The following is a 15,240-nucleotide window of genomic DNA, read 5'->3' on the forward strand; positions in this document are numbered from 1 at the left end:
TTTAAAATTTAAAAAAATTTTGTTAGAAAACAGCCTTTAAAATTAAATTATGCCACATACAAATATCTCCGGAGACAATATTATCAGTTTACAGCATGCAAAGATTGCACAAAAAAACTTCACCGTTCTTTCTGATGTAAATCTTAACATTAAGAAAGGCAGGTTCTGCTATCTTATTGGAAAAACAGGTTCCGGAAAAAGCTCACTTCTGAAAACTCTTTATGGGCACATTCCATTAGCATCAGGACACGGAGCTGTTGTTGGCTTTGATCTTGCCAAGCTAAAACCTTCTGATATCCCTAACCTAAGAAGAAAACTGGGTATTGTATTCCAGGACTTCCAGTTATTGTCAGACAGAACTGTTGAGAAAAACTTAAAATTCGTTCTTGAAGCAACAGGCTGGAATGACAAAGTAAAAATGGAAGACCGTATCAATGAAGTATTGGGAAGTGTGAACATGAAAAGCAAAAAGCATAAAATGCCACACGAACTTTCCGGAGGAGAGCAACAGCGTATCGCCATTGCAAGAGCTCTACTTAACCACCCGGACCTTATTTTAGCGGATGAGCCAACAGGAAACCTGGACCCGGAAACGTCCAACGAGATCATGACCCTACTGAAGCAGGTAGCCCTTGAAAACGGTGCCGCAGTAGTAATGGCAACACACGACTACCACATGATCCAAAACTTCCCTGGAGAAGCGATCAGATGTGAAGACGGAAAAGTTTCTGTACTGGATACCGCTGAATTGTTTGAATAAGGAATTGAAAGATTAAGAGATAAACAGCCCCTGCTCTAGCCTCTAACGTCTTAATTTACTTTCCAAAAACATGAAACTCCTTGGTGAGCTCAAGATATTGGTCCGAGTATTTTCTCGGACTTTTTTCTATGATAAAATCGGATTCCTCAAGGCATTTCCCGGTCCGCGAAAACTCAAGGATCAGTCTTTTAACTTTGGAATTTTCAATTCCCAAAATATGGACTTTCCGATTTAAAAACAAAAGATTCTCTTCCGCCATCGAAATAAAGATCCCTCCGGCTTCAGCAGGGATAACCACAGAAAAAAGGCCATCTGCTGATAAAAACCGTGCTGCCCCGGCAATCAACTGTTTAAAATTCAATTCTACCGTTTGGCGGGCCACTTTATCTTTTTCAGAATCCGACACTTCAAAATAAGGAGGATTGGAAACGATAAGATCAAACTTTTCCGTTGTATGAAAAGCTTTAAAGTCCTGATGTATATTTTTCAGCCTCGAACAAAAGGGAGCATTCTCAAAATTAACTTTCGTGAGCAGTGCCGCCTCTCCATTAATATCCAATCCCAGAAAAGAAGCCCGGGAATTTCTCTGTGCCAGCATCAATGAAACAATCCCTGTTCCTGTGCCTATTTCCAAAACCCTGGAAGCCCCTTCTACACTGGCCAATGCTCCAAGCAGAACACCGTCTGTTCCTACACGAAAGACGTCTTTAGACTGCTGAATTTCAAACTGCTTAAACTTAAAAGGCTTCACTATAAATTGGTAGGCAAAGTAATAATAAACGTTGATCCCTTTCCGACTTCGGATCTCACGGAAATTTCACCTTTATAATCCTCAATCATTTTTCTGACCATCGACAGGCCGAGTCCCATTCCGCTATTTTTGGAAGTAAAATTCGGTTCAAAAATTCTTTCATATATATTTTCAGGGATCCCGATTCCATTATCTTGAACGGAAATAATCACTCTTCTCTGATGCTGCTCCACATCTACGTTAATAATCAGTTTTCGTTGGTCACTTTCTGCCTGCTTTGCATTCGTCACAAGATTGGTAATGATCCTGGAAAGATAAATCCTGTCCATATTGATCATAATATTACTCTTATTGGCATGCATAAAGATGCTGTCATCATTGAACACCCTGAGAATATCTTCCACCTCTGTATTCAGATTGATTATTTCATTATTTTTTTCCGGAAGCTTGGCAAATTCTGAAAAAGCTGATGCCACCGTAGCGATCAGATCAATCTGATCAACCATCGTTTTGCTCATCTGCTTCACTCTTTCTTTGATATTAGGGTCTTCCGGATCAAATTTCCTTTCAAAATTCTGGATGGTTAATTTCATGGGAGTAAGCGGATTTTTCACTTCGTGAGCAACCTGTTTTGCCATTTCCCTCCAGGCTTCTTCTGACGCCTTAAATCTAAGCCTCTCCTTCTGATCCTGGATCTGCAGGATCATCCTGTTATAAGCTCTTGCCAAAGCATTAAGCTCATCATTCTTATAATATCTGATAGGATGCATTTCATTTTCAAACAAGGTAATACGGGTGATCATATCAGAAAATTTAGTAATGGTCTTCGCAAGGCTGTTGGAAGTCACCCAGCTAATCCAGATGCTGAACAGAATAAGGAAAATATCTACTAAAAGGATATATTTAACATATTGATGAAGAACTTCCAGATAGGCAGATTCATTATGGTATAAGGGAATGTATACAATACCTATCGGCTCAAGCTCATTATTTTTTAAAAGAAGAAAAGAAGAGGTAAGCTTTGCATCCTTGGACGCATCATACCCTGTAATATCAACTCTCGCATCTGTAGACAATATCCTGTTGATAATGTCAATAGGAATTGTTTTCTTTTCCACCAGACTTTCATCTTTATTGGAAAGCACATAATTCCCTTTCAGATCATAAATAATAATGTCATGTTGATTGATATCTGCAATTTCAAAGATCTTATTTCCCAAAATTTTTGGAAGATCTTCTGTTTCCACAAGGGTTCTGCTGACTGCATAATCCAGATATCTCATTACCGCATTGGTCTTTTCCTGCATGTCGATATTACTCTGCTGCAGGGAGTTATTCCTCAATACAAAATAAGGGACAAGCGAAGTAGCAACAACACTTAAAAAACATACCAGTAAGAAACCGAAAAACACGCGGTTCCTTAAGCTATATCCTTTATACTTATTTATTGACATCCTATTTTTTAATTAACCTAGCAATATACTTACCAATGATGTCAAATTCTAAATTTACTTTATCACCAATTTTCAAATGTTTCATATTTGTAAATTCCCATGTATAAGGAATAATGGCTATGGAGAACTGGGTATCTTCACTTTTTGCAACAGTAAGGCTGATTCCGTTTACGGTAATTGACCCTTGAGGTACAGTCGCAAAGTTTCCGCCAGCTTCATACTGAATGGTAATGAAATAACTTCCGTCTTTATTTTCAATTCCCACAACTTCTCCCGTTTTATCAACATGCCCCTGAACAATATGCCCATCTAGCCTTCCGTCCATTTTCATACAACGCTCAAGGTTAACTACAGTTCCCAACTCCCAGTTTCCAAGATTTGTTTTTTCTAATGTTTCATTGATCGCTGTTACTACATATTGGTTCTCTTTAATCTCAACAACAGTAAGGCAGCATCCGTTGTGCGCCAGACTTTGATCAATTTTAAGCTCGTTTGTAAAAGGGCACGTTAAGGTAAAATCTATGTTGCTTCCTTTTTCTTCAATCTTCTCAATAACACCAACTGCTTCAATAATTCCTGTGAACATATTATTTTTTGCTAAATTTGTAAATTATAATCTTCAAAGATAATCAAAATGAGCCCAAAAAACCATAAAGTACGAGTAGGAATTTCAATTGGCGATTTCAACGGCATAGGTCCCGAAATCATCATGAAGTCTCTGATAGACAAAACCATTACGGATTTCTTCACTCCGATCATTTTTGGTTCAGGAAAATTATTCACTTATCAGAAAAATATTTTTAAGCTGAATCTTAATTTCAACTACATCAACGAAGCATCCCAGGCCCAGGCAGGGAAACTCAATATGGTAAACCTGACCAAGGACAACGTTAATGTAGAGTTGGGAGTTCCCACGGAAGAGTCCACAAAAATGGCGATTGATTCTTTAGAAGCAGCAACAGAAGCTTTAATGAAAGGAGATATTGATGTGCTTGTCACTGCTCCGATCAATAAAGATGAAATGGTAAAAATGGGATTCAAGCATGCCGGACATACCGGATATTTTGAAGAAAAATTCAATAAAAAAGGATTAATGTTCCTTGTTACCGAAGATCTTAAAGTAGCTGTTTCCACCCATCACATCCCTATTTCGAAGATTGCAGAAAATATTTCCAAAGAAAAGATCAAGAAGCAGATCAAGGTATTAAACCAAACCCTGATTGAAGATTTCTGCATTCAAAAGCCTAAAATTGCAGTGCTGGGCCTTAATCCACATGCAGGTGACGGCGGAGTCATCGGGAATGAGGAAATTGAAATAATCGGACCTGCTATTCAGGAACTTTCGGACAATGGAATCCTGGCATTTGGCCCTTTCCCTGCTGACAGTTTCTTTCAACCGAACAAATACAGAAACTTCGATGCTGTTTTAGCGATGTATCATGACCAGGGACTAGCCCCGTTCAAAACATTAGCTTATGAAGAGGGGGTGAATTATACAGCCGGACTTCCTTTTATCAGAACTTCTCCGGATCATGGGGTTGCCTATGATATTGCGGGGAAAAATATTGCAGATGAACAGAGTTTTACAGAAGCTATTTTCACGGCAATTAAAGTTTTTAAGAACAGAAGTGAATACAGTGAACTGATGACCAACCGCCTTCAGCCAAGAAAAATGGTTGTAGACAACGGAATAGATGAAGACCTTCCTGAGGAAACTGAAGCATAAATCTTTAAAACAAACTTTAAATTAATTTGTTTGGGATTTTATTTGTTATTATAAAAAAAATGCATATTTTTGCACACTCATTTTATGGACAAGTTAAGAAACTATGACGTAAGCTTTTCCGGACTTAAAAACGGAAAACACGAGTTCAAGTTTGAGATAGATAAAACGTTCTTTCAATTATTTGACACTGAGCAGGAATTTACAAATCCTAGAATAGAAGTGAATGTCTTCCTTGATAAGCACACTACTTTTTTAGAATTTGAGATTAAAATAAAAGGATGGGTTGAACTGGTTTGTGACATTACAAATGAAGATTTCGACTATCCTATAGAGAATGAGATCAAGATTCTGGTAAATTTTGGAGAGGAATATGATGACAGCAATGAAGATGTCATTACGATTCCTACCGGAGAGCATGCTTTCAATACAGCCCATTTGATTTATGAAAATGTAATGCTTTCCATTCCTATGAAAAAGATTTCACCAAATGTAAGTGATGAAGATCTGCAAATTCTTGATCAGTTCAGTCCGAAAGATATAGCGGAAACTGAAGAGGAAGAACATGAAAGTGACCCGAGATGGGAAGCGTTAAGAAAATTAAAAGACAATAATTAAATAAAATAATTTAAATATGATGAGATGATGAATCTCATCGCTCATCAATTAAAAAAGTTATTAGAAAATGGCACATCCAAAGAGAAGACAGTCGTCTACAAGAAGAGATAAGAGAAGAACTCACTACAAAGCTGTAGTTCCTCAATTAGCTAAAGATGCAACAACAGGAGAGCTTCACCTATACCACAGAGCTCACTGGCATGAAGGAAAATTGTACTACAGAGGTAAAGTAGTATTGGAAAAAGAAGTAGCTGCTACTGAAGAAAACTAAGAGTCGCTTTTCATTGAAAAAGCCTCATTTTAATACAAAAACCGCCCGATTTTGATAAAATTTGGCGGTTTTTTGTTGTTTTTTGCGTTTTTTTGGTATCTTTGACCCAAAATCAAATATCAAATTTATGGACATTAAAGACATACAAAATCTTATTAAGTTTGTATCTAAGGCTGAAGTTTCAGAGGTGAAATACAAAACTAAAGATTTCGAAATCACTATTAAAACTCCATTAGCTGGAAGCGAAGCTGTTTATGCACAACCTGCAGTATACCACACTGCTCCTCAGGCAGTAGCTGCTCCGGCACCTGCTGCAACTCCGTCTGCTGCACCTGCTGAGAAAGCTGAAGCAGCGTCTGATGACAGCAAATACGTAGCGATCAAATCTCCGATGATCGGTACTTTCTATAGAAAACCTTCGCCTGATAAAGATGTATTCATCAATGTAGGAGATGAAGTTTCTTCCGGTAAAGTAGTTTGCGTAATTGAAGCTATGAAATTGTTCAACCAGATCGAATCTGAAATCAGCGGAAAAATCGTTAAAATCTTAGTTGACGATGCTACCCCTGTAGAATATGACCAACCCTTATTCTTAGTAGATCCATCTTAATTTAGAAGTTAGATGTTAGACATTAGATGTTAGATTAAATTCTACATTAAAATAACATTATCTAATTTTCAAATTATCTAATTTTCAAATTGAAGAAGATGTTCAAAAAAATATTAATAGCCAATCGTGGCGAAATTGCAATGCGTATTTTACGTACTTGTAAAGAAATGGGGATCAAAACCGTTGCGGTTTATTCAACTGCTGATAAAGACAGTCTTCACGTAAGATTTGCTGATGAAGCAGTTTGTATCGGTCCTGCAATGAGCAAAGACTCCTATCTTAAAATCCCTAATATCATTGCGGCAGCAGAAATTACAAATGCTGATGCCATTCACCCAGGGTATGGATTCTTATCTGAGAATGCCAACTTCTCAAGAATTTGTCAGAAAAACGGGATCAAATTCATTGGTGCTTCTCCTGAACAGATTGAGAAAATGGGAGATAAGGCGAATGCTAAAGCTACCATGAAGGCTGCAGGGGTACCATGTGTACCTGGTTCTGACGGTCTTATCGAATCTTACGAACACGCTGTAAAAATTGCTGAAGAAACCGGATACCCGGTAATGATCAAGGCAACTGCCGGCGGCGGCGGTAAAGGGATGAGAGCGGTTTGGAAAGCTGAAGACCTTAAAGATCACTGGGAATCGGCTATTCAGGAAGCTGTGGCAGCCTTCGGAAACGGAGGGATGTACATGGAAAAACTGATTGAAGAGCCCAGACACATTGAAATCCAGGTTGCAGGAGACCAGTTTGGTAAAGCTTGCCACCTTTCTGAAAGAGACTGTTCTGTACAGAGAAGAAATCAGAAACTGACTGAAGAAACACCGTCTCCGTTTATGACAGACGAACTTCGTGAGAAAATGGGTGACGCTGCTGTAAAGGCTGCAGAATTCATTGGATACGAAGGAGTAGGTACTATCGAATTCCTTGTAGACAAACACAGAAATTTCTATTTCATGGAAATGAACACAAGAATCCAGGTAGAGCACCCTATTACTGAGCAGGTGATTGATTATGATCTGATCAGAGAACAAATTCTTCTTGCAGCAGGAACTCCTATTTCAGGAATCAACTATTACCCTAAATTACATTCTATCGAGTGCAGAATCAATGCAGAAGATCCTTATGCTGACTTCAGACCGTCTCCGGGAAAAATCACAGGATTAAATATCCCTGGCGGACACGGAATCAGGGTGGATACTCACGTTTATTCAGGATACAGCATCCCTTCTAATTATGACTCAATGATTGCTAAGCTTATTACTACGGCTCAAACCCGCGAGGAAGCTATTGCAAAAATGAGAAGAGCATTAGAGGAATTCTATATTGAAGGGGTAAAAACAACAATTCCTTTCCACAGACAGCTGATGGATAATGAAGATTATCTTGCAGGAAACTACACTACGAAATTCATGGAGGATTTTGTAATGGATAAAAAATATGATAATCACTAAGATTATTTTACCATAAAATATTGAACTGTCTCTTTTTGAGGCAGTTTTTTTATGGTAAAAATAAACAGTATTGCTTACCGCATTGCTCTCAGGCAATAGGTAAAATAGATCCATGTTGAAACCTATTATAAAGTACATCCTGATCATTGGATTATCATGGTTTACCCTTCTTCACTTTACCTGATTGCGGATGGTTTTAGTGCTCCAAAACAAAAAGCTGATCTGGCAGTAGTTTTAGGCAACAAGGCAAATGAGGACGGAACATTGTCTCCCGGCCAAACCTGCATTAAGAAATTATGTAAGCAGCATCATTTCAACACTATTGAAAGTTCAAGTCCGGTTTATTTTGAAATAAGAGACTTCTATTCGGTTTTAAGAGATTTTTTTAAGATATTATTTTATTCTCATCGCCCGGCAAACGGTTCAATTGATATTTTTTAAGACCACGAAGTCCAAAAAATATTTTTCAGGCTTGAAAACCCCTCAAATGCACTTTAAAATGCACTTTTAATTACCGCTGCACGCCATATTACTCTATTATTCATCCATCTCATTATTATTGCTTAAATTTGCCGAAAACCAAAACATATGTCAACAGCAGAAAAAACAAAAAACTCACAGTATTTTATTGACCTTGAAGACAAACATGGAGCACACAACTATCACCCTCTTCCAGTAGTTCTGGACCGTGGAGAAGGCGTTTTCGTTTGGGATGTAGAGGGCAAGAGATATTATGATTTTCTTTCAGCATATTCTGCTGTAAACCAAGGACATTCTCACCCCAAAATTGTGGAAGCCTTGGTAGAACAGGCTCAAAAGCTGGCATTGACATCAAGAGCATTCTATAACTCTAAATTAGGGGAATATGAACAAAAAATCACGTCTCTTTTTGGATTTGATAAAGTTCTTCCAATGAATTCCGGAGCTGAGGCTGTGGAAACGGCTGTAAAACTGGCCAGAAAGTGGAGTTATGAAGTAAAAGGAATTTCAGAAAACGCAGCAAAAATTATTGTTTGCGAAAATAACTTCCATGGGAGGACTACCACCATCGTTTCTTTTTCTAATGATCCTGATGCTAACCAGAATTATGGCCCTTTTACCCCTGGATTTATCAAAATTCCTTACAATGATACTGCAGCATTGGAAGAGGTTCTGAACAGAGAAGCAGGAAATATCGCCGCATTTTTAGTAGAACCTATTCAAGGGGAAGCCGGAGTATATGTTCCGGATGAAAACTTCCTTAAAAATGCTTCTGCACTTTGTAAAAAACACAATGTACTTTTCATTGCGGATGAAGTTCAAACGGGTATTGCAAGAACCGGAAAACTGATCGCTTGCCATCATGAAAATGTACAGCCGGATATTTTGATCTTAGGAAAAGCGCTTTCCGGAGGAATGTATCCTGTATCAGCGGTATTGGCCAATGAAAGCATTATGAATGTTATCAAGCCGGGGCAACACGGTTCTACATTTGGCGGAAATCCTATTGCATGTGCTGTAGCAGTAGCAGCTTTAGACGTTGTTGCTGATGAAAAGTTATCCGAAAGAGCGGAAGAGCTTGGACAGCTGTTCAGAGCTGAAATTGAAAAATTAATTGAAAAGAGTGACCTTATTACCAAAGTAAGAGGGAAAGGACTTTTAAATGCTATTCTTATCAATGATACTCCTGAAAGTTCTACCGCATGGAATCTTTGTTTACAGTTAAAAGAAAACGGGTTACTGGCAAAACCTACCCATGGTAACATCATCAGACTGGCACCGCCATTGGTAATTACTGAAGAGCAGTTACTGGATTGTGTGAAAATTATTGAAAAAACGGTATTAGAATATTCAAAGTAACTTTGGTAGATATTATTATTCCAATATATAAAGAAATACCTGAGGGAGATGACTTGATTTCACTCAATCAGGTATTTCATATTTTAGGAAGTTACAAGATTACGTTTATACATCCTCAGAGCCTGTCTCTGGAGGCTTATAAAAAATATGATGCTTCATTTATGAGTTTTGATGACCATTACTTTAAGGGTATTTTTGGTTACAATCAGCTCATGATGAACATCCGTTTTTATCAAAGTTTTTCAGAAAAATATATACTAATTTATCAATCTGACTGTTTTGTATTTAAAGATGACCTTATAGATTGGTGTCAAAAAGACTATGATTATATTGGTGCACCCTGGATACGAAGTTCAGAACAGATTCCTTTTTTGAAATTATTTTTTGATAAAACCATTTCAAAAATAAAGTCAATCATTAACTTTAAGGGAAATGGGAAATGGCAAAAAGACAAATCACTGTTGTATAACAGTGTAGGCAATGGAGGATTATCTTTAAGAAAAAGAGAAAAGTGTATAGAAGTTCTTGAAAAGATTCCGGAAGTGGTAGATATTTATCTACATCCTAAAAATTCCGGCCCATTTTATGCTGAAGATGTATTTTTCAGCATCGAACCTGAAAGAAATGGTATAATTTTTTCTAAACCTAATTATAAGGAGGCCTGTCTCTTCTCTATTGAGAACAAACAGGAAAAAGCAATGAAAATCAATAAAGGAGAACTTCCTTTTGGCTGCCATAGATGGAATAAGGAGAAAGATTTCTGGAGACCTTATTTTTCTAAAGCAGGATATTCAATATAAAAATGAACGACTTTAAAGATAAAAGTATCATATTAGCAGTTCCAAACCATTTCGGATTACCCAACGTTTTTAAAAAAATCTTGAGTATCTTGGTTTTAAAGTTTTTGTCGTAGAACATGATTGTTCACAAGTAAAACTGAGCGCTGAAGAATCTTTAATTCATATTTACAAGAAAGCATTCAGCAATAACAGAACATTTAAAGCCCAGGTATTAGCCGAAAAAAAGGAACAACCCCAACTGTTTTTTCTTGACAAAATCAGCCATGCAGATTATGCACTGGTGATACGTCCTGATCTGTTCAGTAAAAATGTCCTGGCAAAAATCCAGAAAAAAAGCTCCTATACTGTAGCTTATCAATGGGATGGAATGCAAAGGTTCCCTTTGGCTGAAGATATGATACAATATTTTGACCGATTCTTTGTATTTGACGAAAGAGACACGGTAAGATATCCACACACCCAACATATCCATAATTTTTATTTTGATTATTTACCTGAAAATCATGAAATAAAACAGGATCTTTTCTTCGTGGGTACCTTTATGAAAGATCGTATTGATGAATTGTGCAGACTTTCGATATTGTTTCAGGAAATGAATCTGAATGCCAATATTAATGTCATCTACAACAAAGAAAAACATATCAGAAAATACCGCGAATATCCTATCCATTTCACAAGATCAGGAATGAGCTTTGAAGAAAACATGAAAAATGCCAAGGCTTCAAAAATCATTCTCGATTTCCAGAATTCTATTCATAAGGGACTTTCATTCAGGGTTTTTGAAGCTGTGGGCTTCAGAAAAAAATTGATTACCAATAATAGCCTGGTAAAGAATTATGATTTTTTTCACCCCGGTAATATGTTTTTATTGAATGGGCATAATATGGATGAGATCAGTGATTTTCTTGCCGCTGACTATGTACAGTCTTCTGAGGAAATATATCAGAGATATTCATTCAGTAATTGGATACAGTTTTTATTCAGTTAATTTAATAAATCATACTCTATGAAAACTTCAGTTGCGCTATGTACCTACAATGGGGAAAAATATATAACGTCACAGCTCAACTCTATTTTGAGCCAAACAATAGCCGTAGACGAGATCATTGTATGCGATGACGGTTCTAGTGACTCCACCATGGACATTGTACAGCTTTATAAAGAAAAGCATCCTTCTGTTTTCAAAGTTTACCGTAATGAAAAAAATCTCCGCAGTGTAAAGAATTTTGAGAAGGCCATTTCTTTATGCACTCATGAAATTATATTCCTTAGCGATCAGGATGATGTATGGGAAAACAATAAGGTTGAAGCTCATCTCAATTATTTTGGGCAGCACCCCAACATACAGGTTATAGCGACTAACGGATACTGTATCGACAATCATGACGAAAAAAAAGAGATGTATTCCTTTTGGGATGTTCCTGCCATTGCAAAATCAACCGATACAGATTATACTATAAGAGACACTCTTTCTAAGGTAGCCAATATTGCGACCGGAGCCTCTATGTCTTTAAGAAAATCTTTTCTGCCGGAAATAATTCCTTTTCCCAATGCACCTCATCTCCACCATGATGAATGGATGGCTTTCATTGCCTCTCAAAAAGATGCTTTTGCTATGCTCAATGAAAAGCTATTTTCTTACAGAATCCATGACAGCCAGCAAATTGGCGGTGTTTTCTTTACTAAAAACAAGCAATCTTTATTATTTCTTAAACGTACGTTTGGCCTGATTCAGGACTTTAAAGGGTTATCTAAATACATCAAGCGTCTAAGCAACACTTATAAAAGGAACAGGCTCTATCTTCAGCTTCAGCCCAGGCATCATGAAATGATAGAAAATAATATGAAGGACATCGAAAAGGTATATGCTGAAAAGGTAACATTAATGAAACAACTGTATCCTGTACGATCAAGAGTTTTACTGTTCACTGATATTTTTAAAAATAAAAGGAGACTGTAAGGCCCCCTTTTTTCGTTTTTATAGTTTAGTTGTTATAAAAACAAGATTATTACTGCCTAAAATACCTTTGGTAATACTTCTTTTTTTATTTACAGCTACTTTAAATCCGATAGACTCTAATTTTTGCTGCATTTCTTTTGCAAAGATCGTATACACTAAAATACCTTCATCACTTCTAATAGGATCTCCGTGGTATTGAGGTTCCATAGTATAGACAAGTTCATTATGATCATTTAAAAAAGCCCTTACCTCATCCTTTTCTCCATTTTCATAATAAGGTACTGTAAAAATATGTGAACCGCCCTTTTTTAATATTCTATGGACTTCATGAAATGCTTTATAAGGATCCGGAATATGTTCAAAAACTTCTGTTGATATAATCAGATCAAATGTATTATTTTCAAATGGGATATTCATCAAATCCACATTTAAGATCCCATTCTTCTCTCTACCCTGAGTTTCATAAGGTCCAAAATATTCACTGCAAACATAGTTCTTAATATGTTTCAGATAATGATGAAGAGCTCCGTTAGATTCAACATTATAAATAGTAATTCCCGAATCTTCTTTAATTGCTTTCAGACTATTGTAAGAGCTACTATTTTTAGTATTGATTAATTCTAAAATGACCTCTGCAAGGTGCCTTTTCCTCGAGTTAGAATCACATTTTTTACATGTAGCATCTTCTCGTAAGTTCTTAGTTCTTATTTTTATTTTTCTGATGCTTCCACATACATTACAGAATATAAAACTAAATCCTATTTCAATTAATTTCTTCTCTATAAAATCTTTCATAATAACATTATTTTTTAAGGAAGATACTTTTTGAATTGTTAAAGCAATGATATTTGTAATACTATTTAAAGCTGAGCTTATTTCTTATCCAAATACAAACTGGAAATCAGCTCCAGTACATTTTTTCCCTGTACTTCTCTGGAAAAAGGATACAAAGCCTTTTTAGAATTACCTTTCAGCGTATTCCACATGTCTTCATTCGAATACAGCTCAAGGATATTATTGGCAAATGCCTGTGCATCATTAATATCGCTTACCAGTGCATGAACATTATTTTGCAGGTTCATTCCCTCCACTCCTATTGGGGTGGTTACAATAGGCAGCTCATATTCCAAAGCCTGTCCGATCTTTCCTTTAACCCCCGCTCCATAACGCAAAGGAGCCACAAAAACCCGGGATGATTCAAACCATTCATCCACTGTTTCCTGATATCCCAATATCTTTACTTTTTCGGAACTGTATTTTCTGGTCAGTTCTTCTGATAATTCAGGACCAATCACATTTACAAAAATACGATCATTTTTTTGCCATACTAACGGCATTATATCCTCAACAAGAAACTTTAATGCATCTATATTCGGAAGATGCCTGAAGCCACCGATAAATAACAAACCATTCCTATCTTCAAATCCATTCTTATTCACCTGATCCACTGTATGGAAATTGCTTACTACATGAACTTTATTGATATCAATCCCGTTTTGGGAGACGATCCCTTTTTCTACATCGCTAATAGCCGCCACTGCATCAGAATTTCTCATCGCTGCATATTCCAGTTCTTTTGTCTTTTGATTTTTCTTCTCCATTTTCGGAGTAACCGGCATATATTCCTTCTCTCTTTCCACCCGCAAATAATGCAGATCCACCATATCATAGATCAGTTTTTGTTTGGTGATATGGTTTTTAAGCACTTTATGCCAGTTTTTAAAGCCATTGGGTCTGAAGATCCATATTAAATCAATAAGAGGTAATTTTTCAATGATCTGGTCATTGATTTTTACCATTTTATTTTTAGGAGTGACAAAGTCCTGAAAAACTTCGATCCCCAGAGATTCACAATACTCTATGTATTTTTTATCAGTATCGTTAAATGCCGGAATTCCCAGCAGGATCTTATGATTATTGGCGATCAGGATTTTAAAAATTTCATCCAGCCTTCTTGAACCGCTATCCTGATCATATTTCGGCATGGATTCTTCCAGAAACAGAATGGTGGGTTTTTGATAATTCTTATAGACATTCAGATGTTTTCTGTTATCGATATCTAAAAATTTATCGCCTTCAAATTTAGAATTCCACCGCTCTTTAAATTTCTTTGCATTTTTTTCAAGCAACAGTTCTTTATTGCTGTTTTTTCCGGTATAGCTTATATTTTCGAAATGTAAGATTTCAGATTTCGGTTGATAATAAATATCCAGATTCTGAATATATTTCAATCTTTGGCAAAAATCAGTTTCTTCATAATAAGCAGGCAAAAACTCTTCATCCAATAGATTTAAATTTCCGTTTGTGTCAAGTCTTTTAAATAATAAGCTGCATCCGGAGCAATAATCAACTTTTCTTAAAAAATTGTAGGAGGGATGGTCAATAGAATTGAATCTTCCCAGGTTGACGATTTCACAGCCCTTAAAAATTAAGCAGCCTGCCTCCTGCAAGGTATTATCTGCAAAAATCATTTTTGACCCGACGGCACCTACATTTTCTTTGGTATCAAAAACATCCACCAATGAGCTCAGATAATTTTCCTGAACTTCAGTGTCATTATTCAATAAATAGATATACTTCCCTTTTGATGCCTGAATTCCTTTATTTACATTTCTTAAAAAACCAAGATTCTCAGCATTGTTAATAATGGTGATTCCCTGAATTTTACTTAAAAACTCCAATGTTTCATCCGAACTGTTATCATTAATAATAATAATTTCTTTGGAAATATTTTTGTCGTACTGTTCTATGGTATACAAGCAGTTAAGTGTATATCTGATCTGATTATAGACAGGAATAATAATGGAAACTTCAGGAGAATGAGAATTCGTATTGAGATTAAATTGATAATTTTTAAAGAAGTCTAAATCAAAGTGGTTGATCGCAATTTTCCTTTTGTTTTTGATAAATTTATAGTCCTTTATTTTATTTTTAAAAAATCTTTTAATTCCCATTTTAAATTTATTATTTTGTCGAGTCTTAATAATTTAAGGAAACGAA

Annotated in this window: 15 protein-coding genes; 10 read left to right on the top strand and 5 right to left on the bottom strand. The window is 36.2% G+C overall.

Annotated features, from left to right (window positions below; genetic code table 11):
- Positions 1-49: 49 nt before the first annotated feature.
- Positions 50-760: a cell division ATP-binding protein FtsE gene (locus MUW56_RS07855; protein ID WP_101239222.1), complete on the top strand. Its 711-nt coding sequence runs from the start codon at positions 50-52 to the stop codon at positions 758-760.
- A 55-nt stretch (positions 761-815) separates the two neighbouring features.
- On the opposite strand, the gene MUW56_RS07860 is transcribed toward MUW56_RS07855, so the two are convergent.
- Genes MUW56_RS07860 through MUW56_RS07870 form a run of 3 tightly spaced genes read right to left on the bottom strand, consistent with a single transcriptional unit; the run spans position 816 to position 3,551 of the window.
- Positions 816-1,511, bottom strand: coding sequence for a methyltransferase (locus MUW56_RS07860; protein WP_292012671.1), 696 nt, complete (start codon positions 1,509-1,511; stop codon positions 816-818).
- On the bottom strand, positions 1,511-2,965 hold the full coding sequence (locus MUW56_RS07865; RefSeq protein WP_292012672.1) for a HAMP domain-containing sensor histidine kinase: 1,455 nt from the start codon (positions 2,963-2,965) through the stop codon (positions 1,511-1,513). Before MUW56_RS07865 ends, MUW56_RS07860 begins: the two co-directional genes overlap by 1 nt.
- Position 2,966: 1 nt before the next feature.
- A complete protein-coding gene (locus MUW56_RS07870) occupies positions 2,967-3,551 on the bottom strand; it encodes a riboflavin synthase (protein ID WP_292012673.1) in 585 nt (194 codons plus the stop codon).
- Between the two features lie 48 nt (positions 3,552-3,599).
- On the opposite strand from MUW56_RS07870, the gene pdxA reads away from it, so the two are divergent.
- The 9 genes from pdxA to MUW56_RS07915 all read left to right on the top strand — a co-directional run bounded on the left by pdxA (position 3,600) and on the right by MUW56_RS07915 (position 12,240).
- Entirely contained in the window at positions 3,600-4,691 is a 1,092-nt protein-coding gene (gene pdxA, locus MUW56_RS07875) for a 4-hydroxythreonine-4-phosphate dehydrogenase PdxA (RefSeq protein ID WP_292012674.1), read from the top strand.
- Between the two features lie 84 nt (positions 4,692-4,775).
- Positions 4,776-5,306, top strand: coding sequence for a DUF177 domain-containing protein (locus MUW56_RS07880; RefSeq protein WP_292012675.1), 531 nt, complete (start codon positions 4,776-4,778; stop codon positions 5,304-5,306).
- A 67-nt stretch (positions 5,307-5,373) separates the two neighbouring features.
- The gene (rpmF, locus tag MUW56_RS07885; protein WP_002976251.1) at positions 5,374-5,577 is read left to right on the top strand and encodes a 50S ribosomal protein L32; all 204 of its coding nucleotides are present in this window, start codon (positions 5,374-5,376) and stop codon (positions 5,575-5,577) included.
- Positions 5,578-5,704: 127 nt separating this feature from the next.
- Positions 5,705-6,187 carry an acetyl-CoA carboxylase biotin carboxyl carrier protein gene (accB, locus tag MUW56_RS07890; protein ID WP_292012676.1) on the top strand — a complete coding sequence of 161 codons (483 nt, stop codon included), beginning with the start codon at positions 5,705-5,707 and terminating at the stop codon, positions 6,185-6,187.
- Positions 6,188-6,285: 98 nt separating this feature from the next.
- Positions 6,286-7,641, top strand: coding sequence for an acetyl-CoA carboxylase biotin carboxylase subunit (gene accC / locus MUW56_RS07895; RefSeq protein WP_292012677.1), 1,356 nt, complete (start codon positions 6,286-6,288; stop codon positions 7,639-7,641).
- 588 nt (positions 7,642-8,229) lie between these two features.
- Positions 8,230-9,480, top strand: a complete 1,251-nt coding sequence (rocD, locus tag MUW56_RS07900; RefSeq protein WP_292012678.1) for an ornithine--oxo-acid transaminase — start codon at positions 8,230-8,232, stop codon at positions 9,478-9,480.
- 2 nt (positions 9,481-9,482) lie between these two features.
- A complete protein-coding gene (locus tag MUW56_RS07905; protein ID WP_292012679.1) occupies positions 9,483-10,280 on the top strand; it encodes a DUF5672 family protein in 798 nt (265 codons plus the stop codon).
- 280 nt (positions 10,281-10,560) lie between these two features.
- The gene (locus MUW56_RS07910) at positions 10,561-11,268 is read left to right on the top strand and encodes a hypothetical protein (RefSeq protein ID WP_292012680.1); all 708 of its coding nucleotides are present in this window, start codon (positions 10,561-10,563) and stop codon (positions 11,266-11,268) included.
- A gap of 18 nt (positions 11,269-11,286) precedes the next feature.
- Positions 11,287-12,240, top strand: a complete 954-nt coding sequence (locus tag MUW56_RS07915) for a glycosyltransferase family 2 protein (protein WP_292012681.1) — start codon at positions 11,287-11,289, stop codon at positions 12,238-12,240.
- Positions 12,241-12,258: 18 nt separating this feature from the next.
- Here the strand turns inward: MUW56_RS07915 and MUW56_RS07920 are convergent, their stop codons facing one another.
- On the bottom strand, positions 12,259-13,035 hold the full coding sequence (locus MUW56_RS07920) for a class I SAM-dependent methyltransferase (RefSeq protein WP_292012682.1): 777 nt from the start codon (positions 13,033-13,035) through the stop codon (positions 12,259-12,261).
- A 77-nt stretch (positions 13,036-13,112) separates the two neighbouring features.
- Positions 13,113-15,194 carry a glycosyltransferase gene (locus MUW56_RS07925; RefSeq protein ID WP_292012683.1) on the bottom strand — a complete coding sequence of 694 codons (2,082 nt, stop codon included), beginning with the start codon at positions 15,192-15,194 and terminating at the stop codon, positions 13,113-13,115.
- Between the last annotated feature and the right edge of the window lie 46 nt (positions 15,195-15,240).

This window comes from Chryseobacterium sp. (assembly GCF_022869225.1).
GTDB lineage: Bacteria > Bacteroidota > Bacteroidia > Flavobacteriales > Weeksellaceae > Chryseobacterium.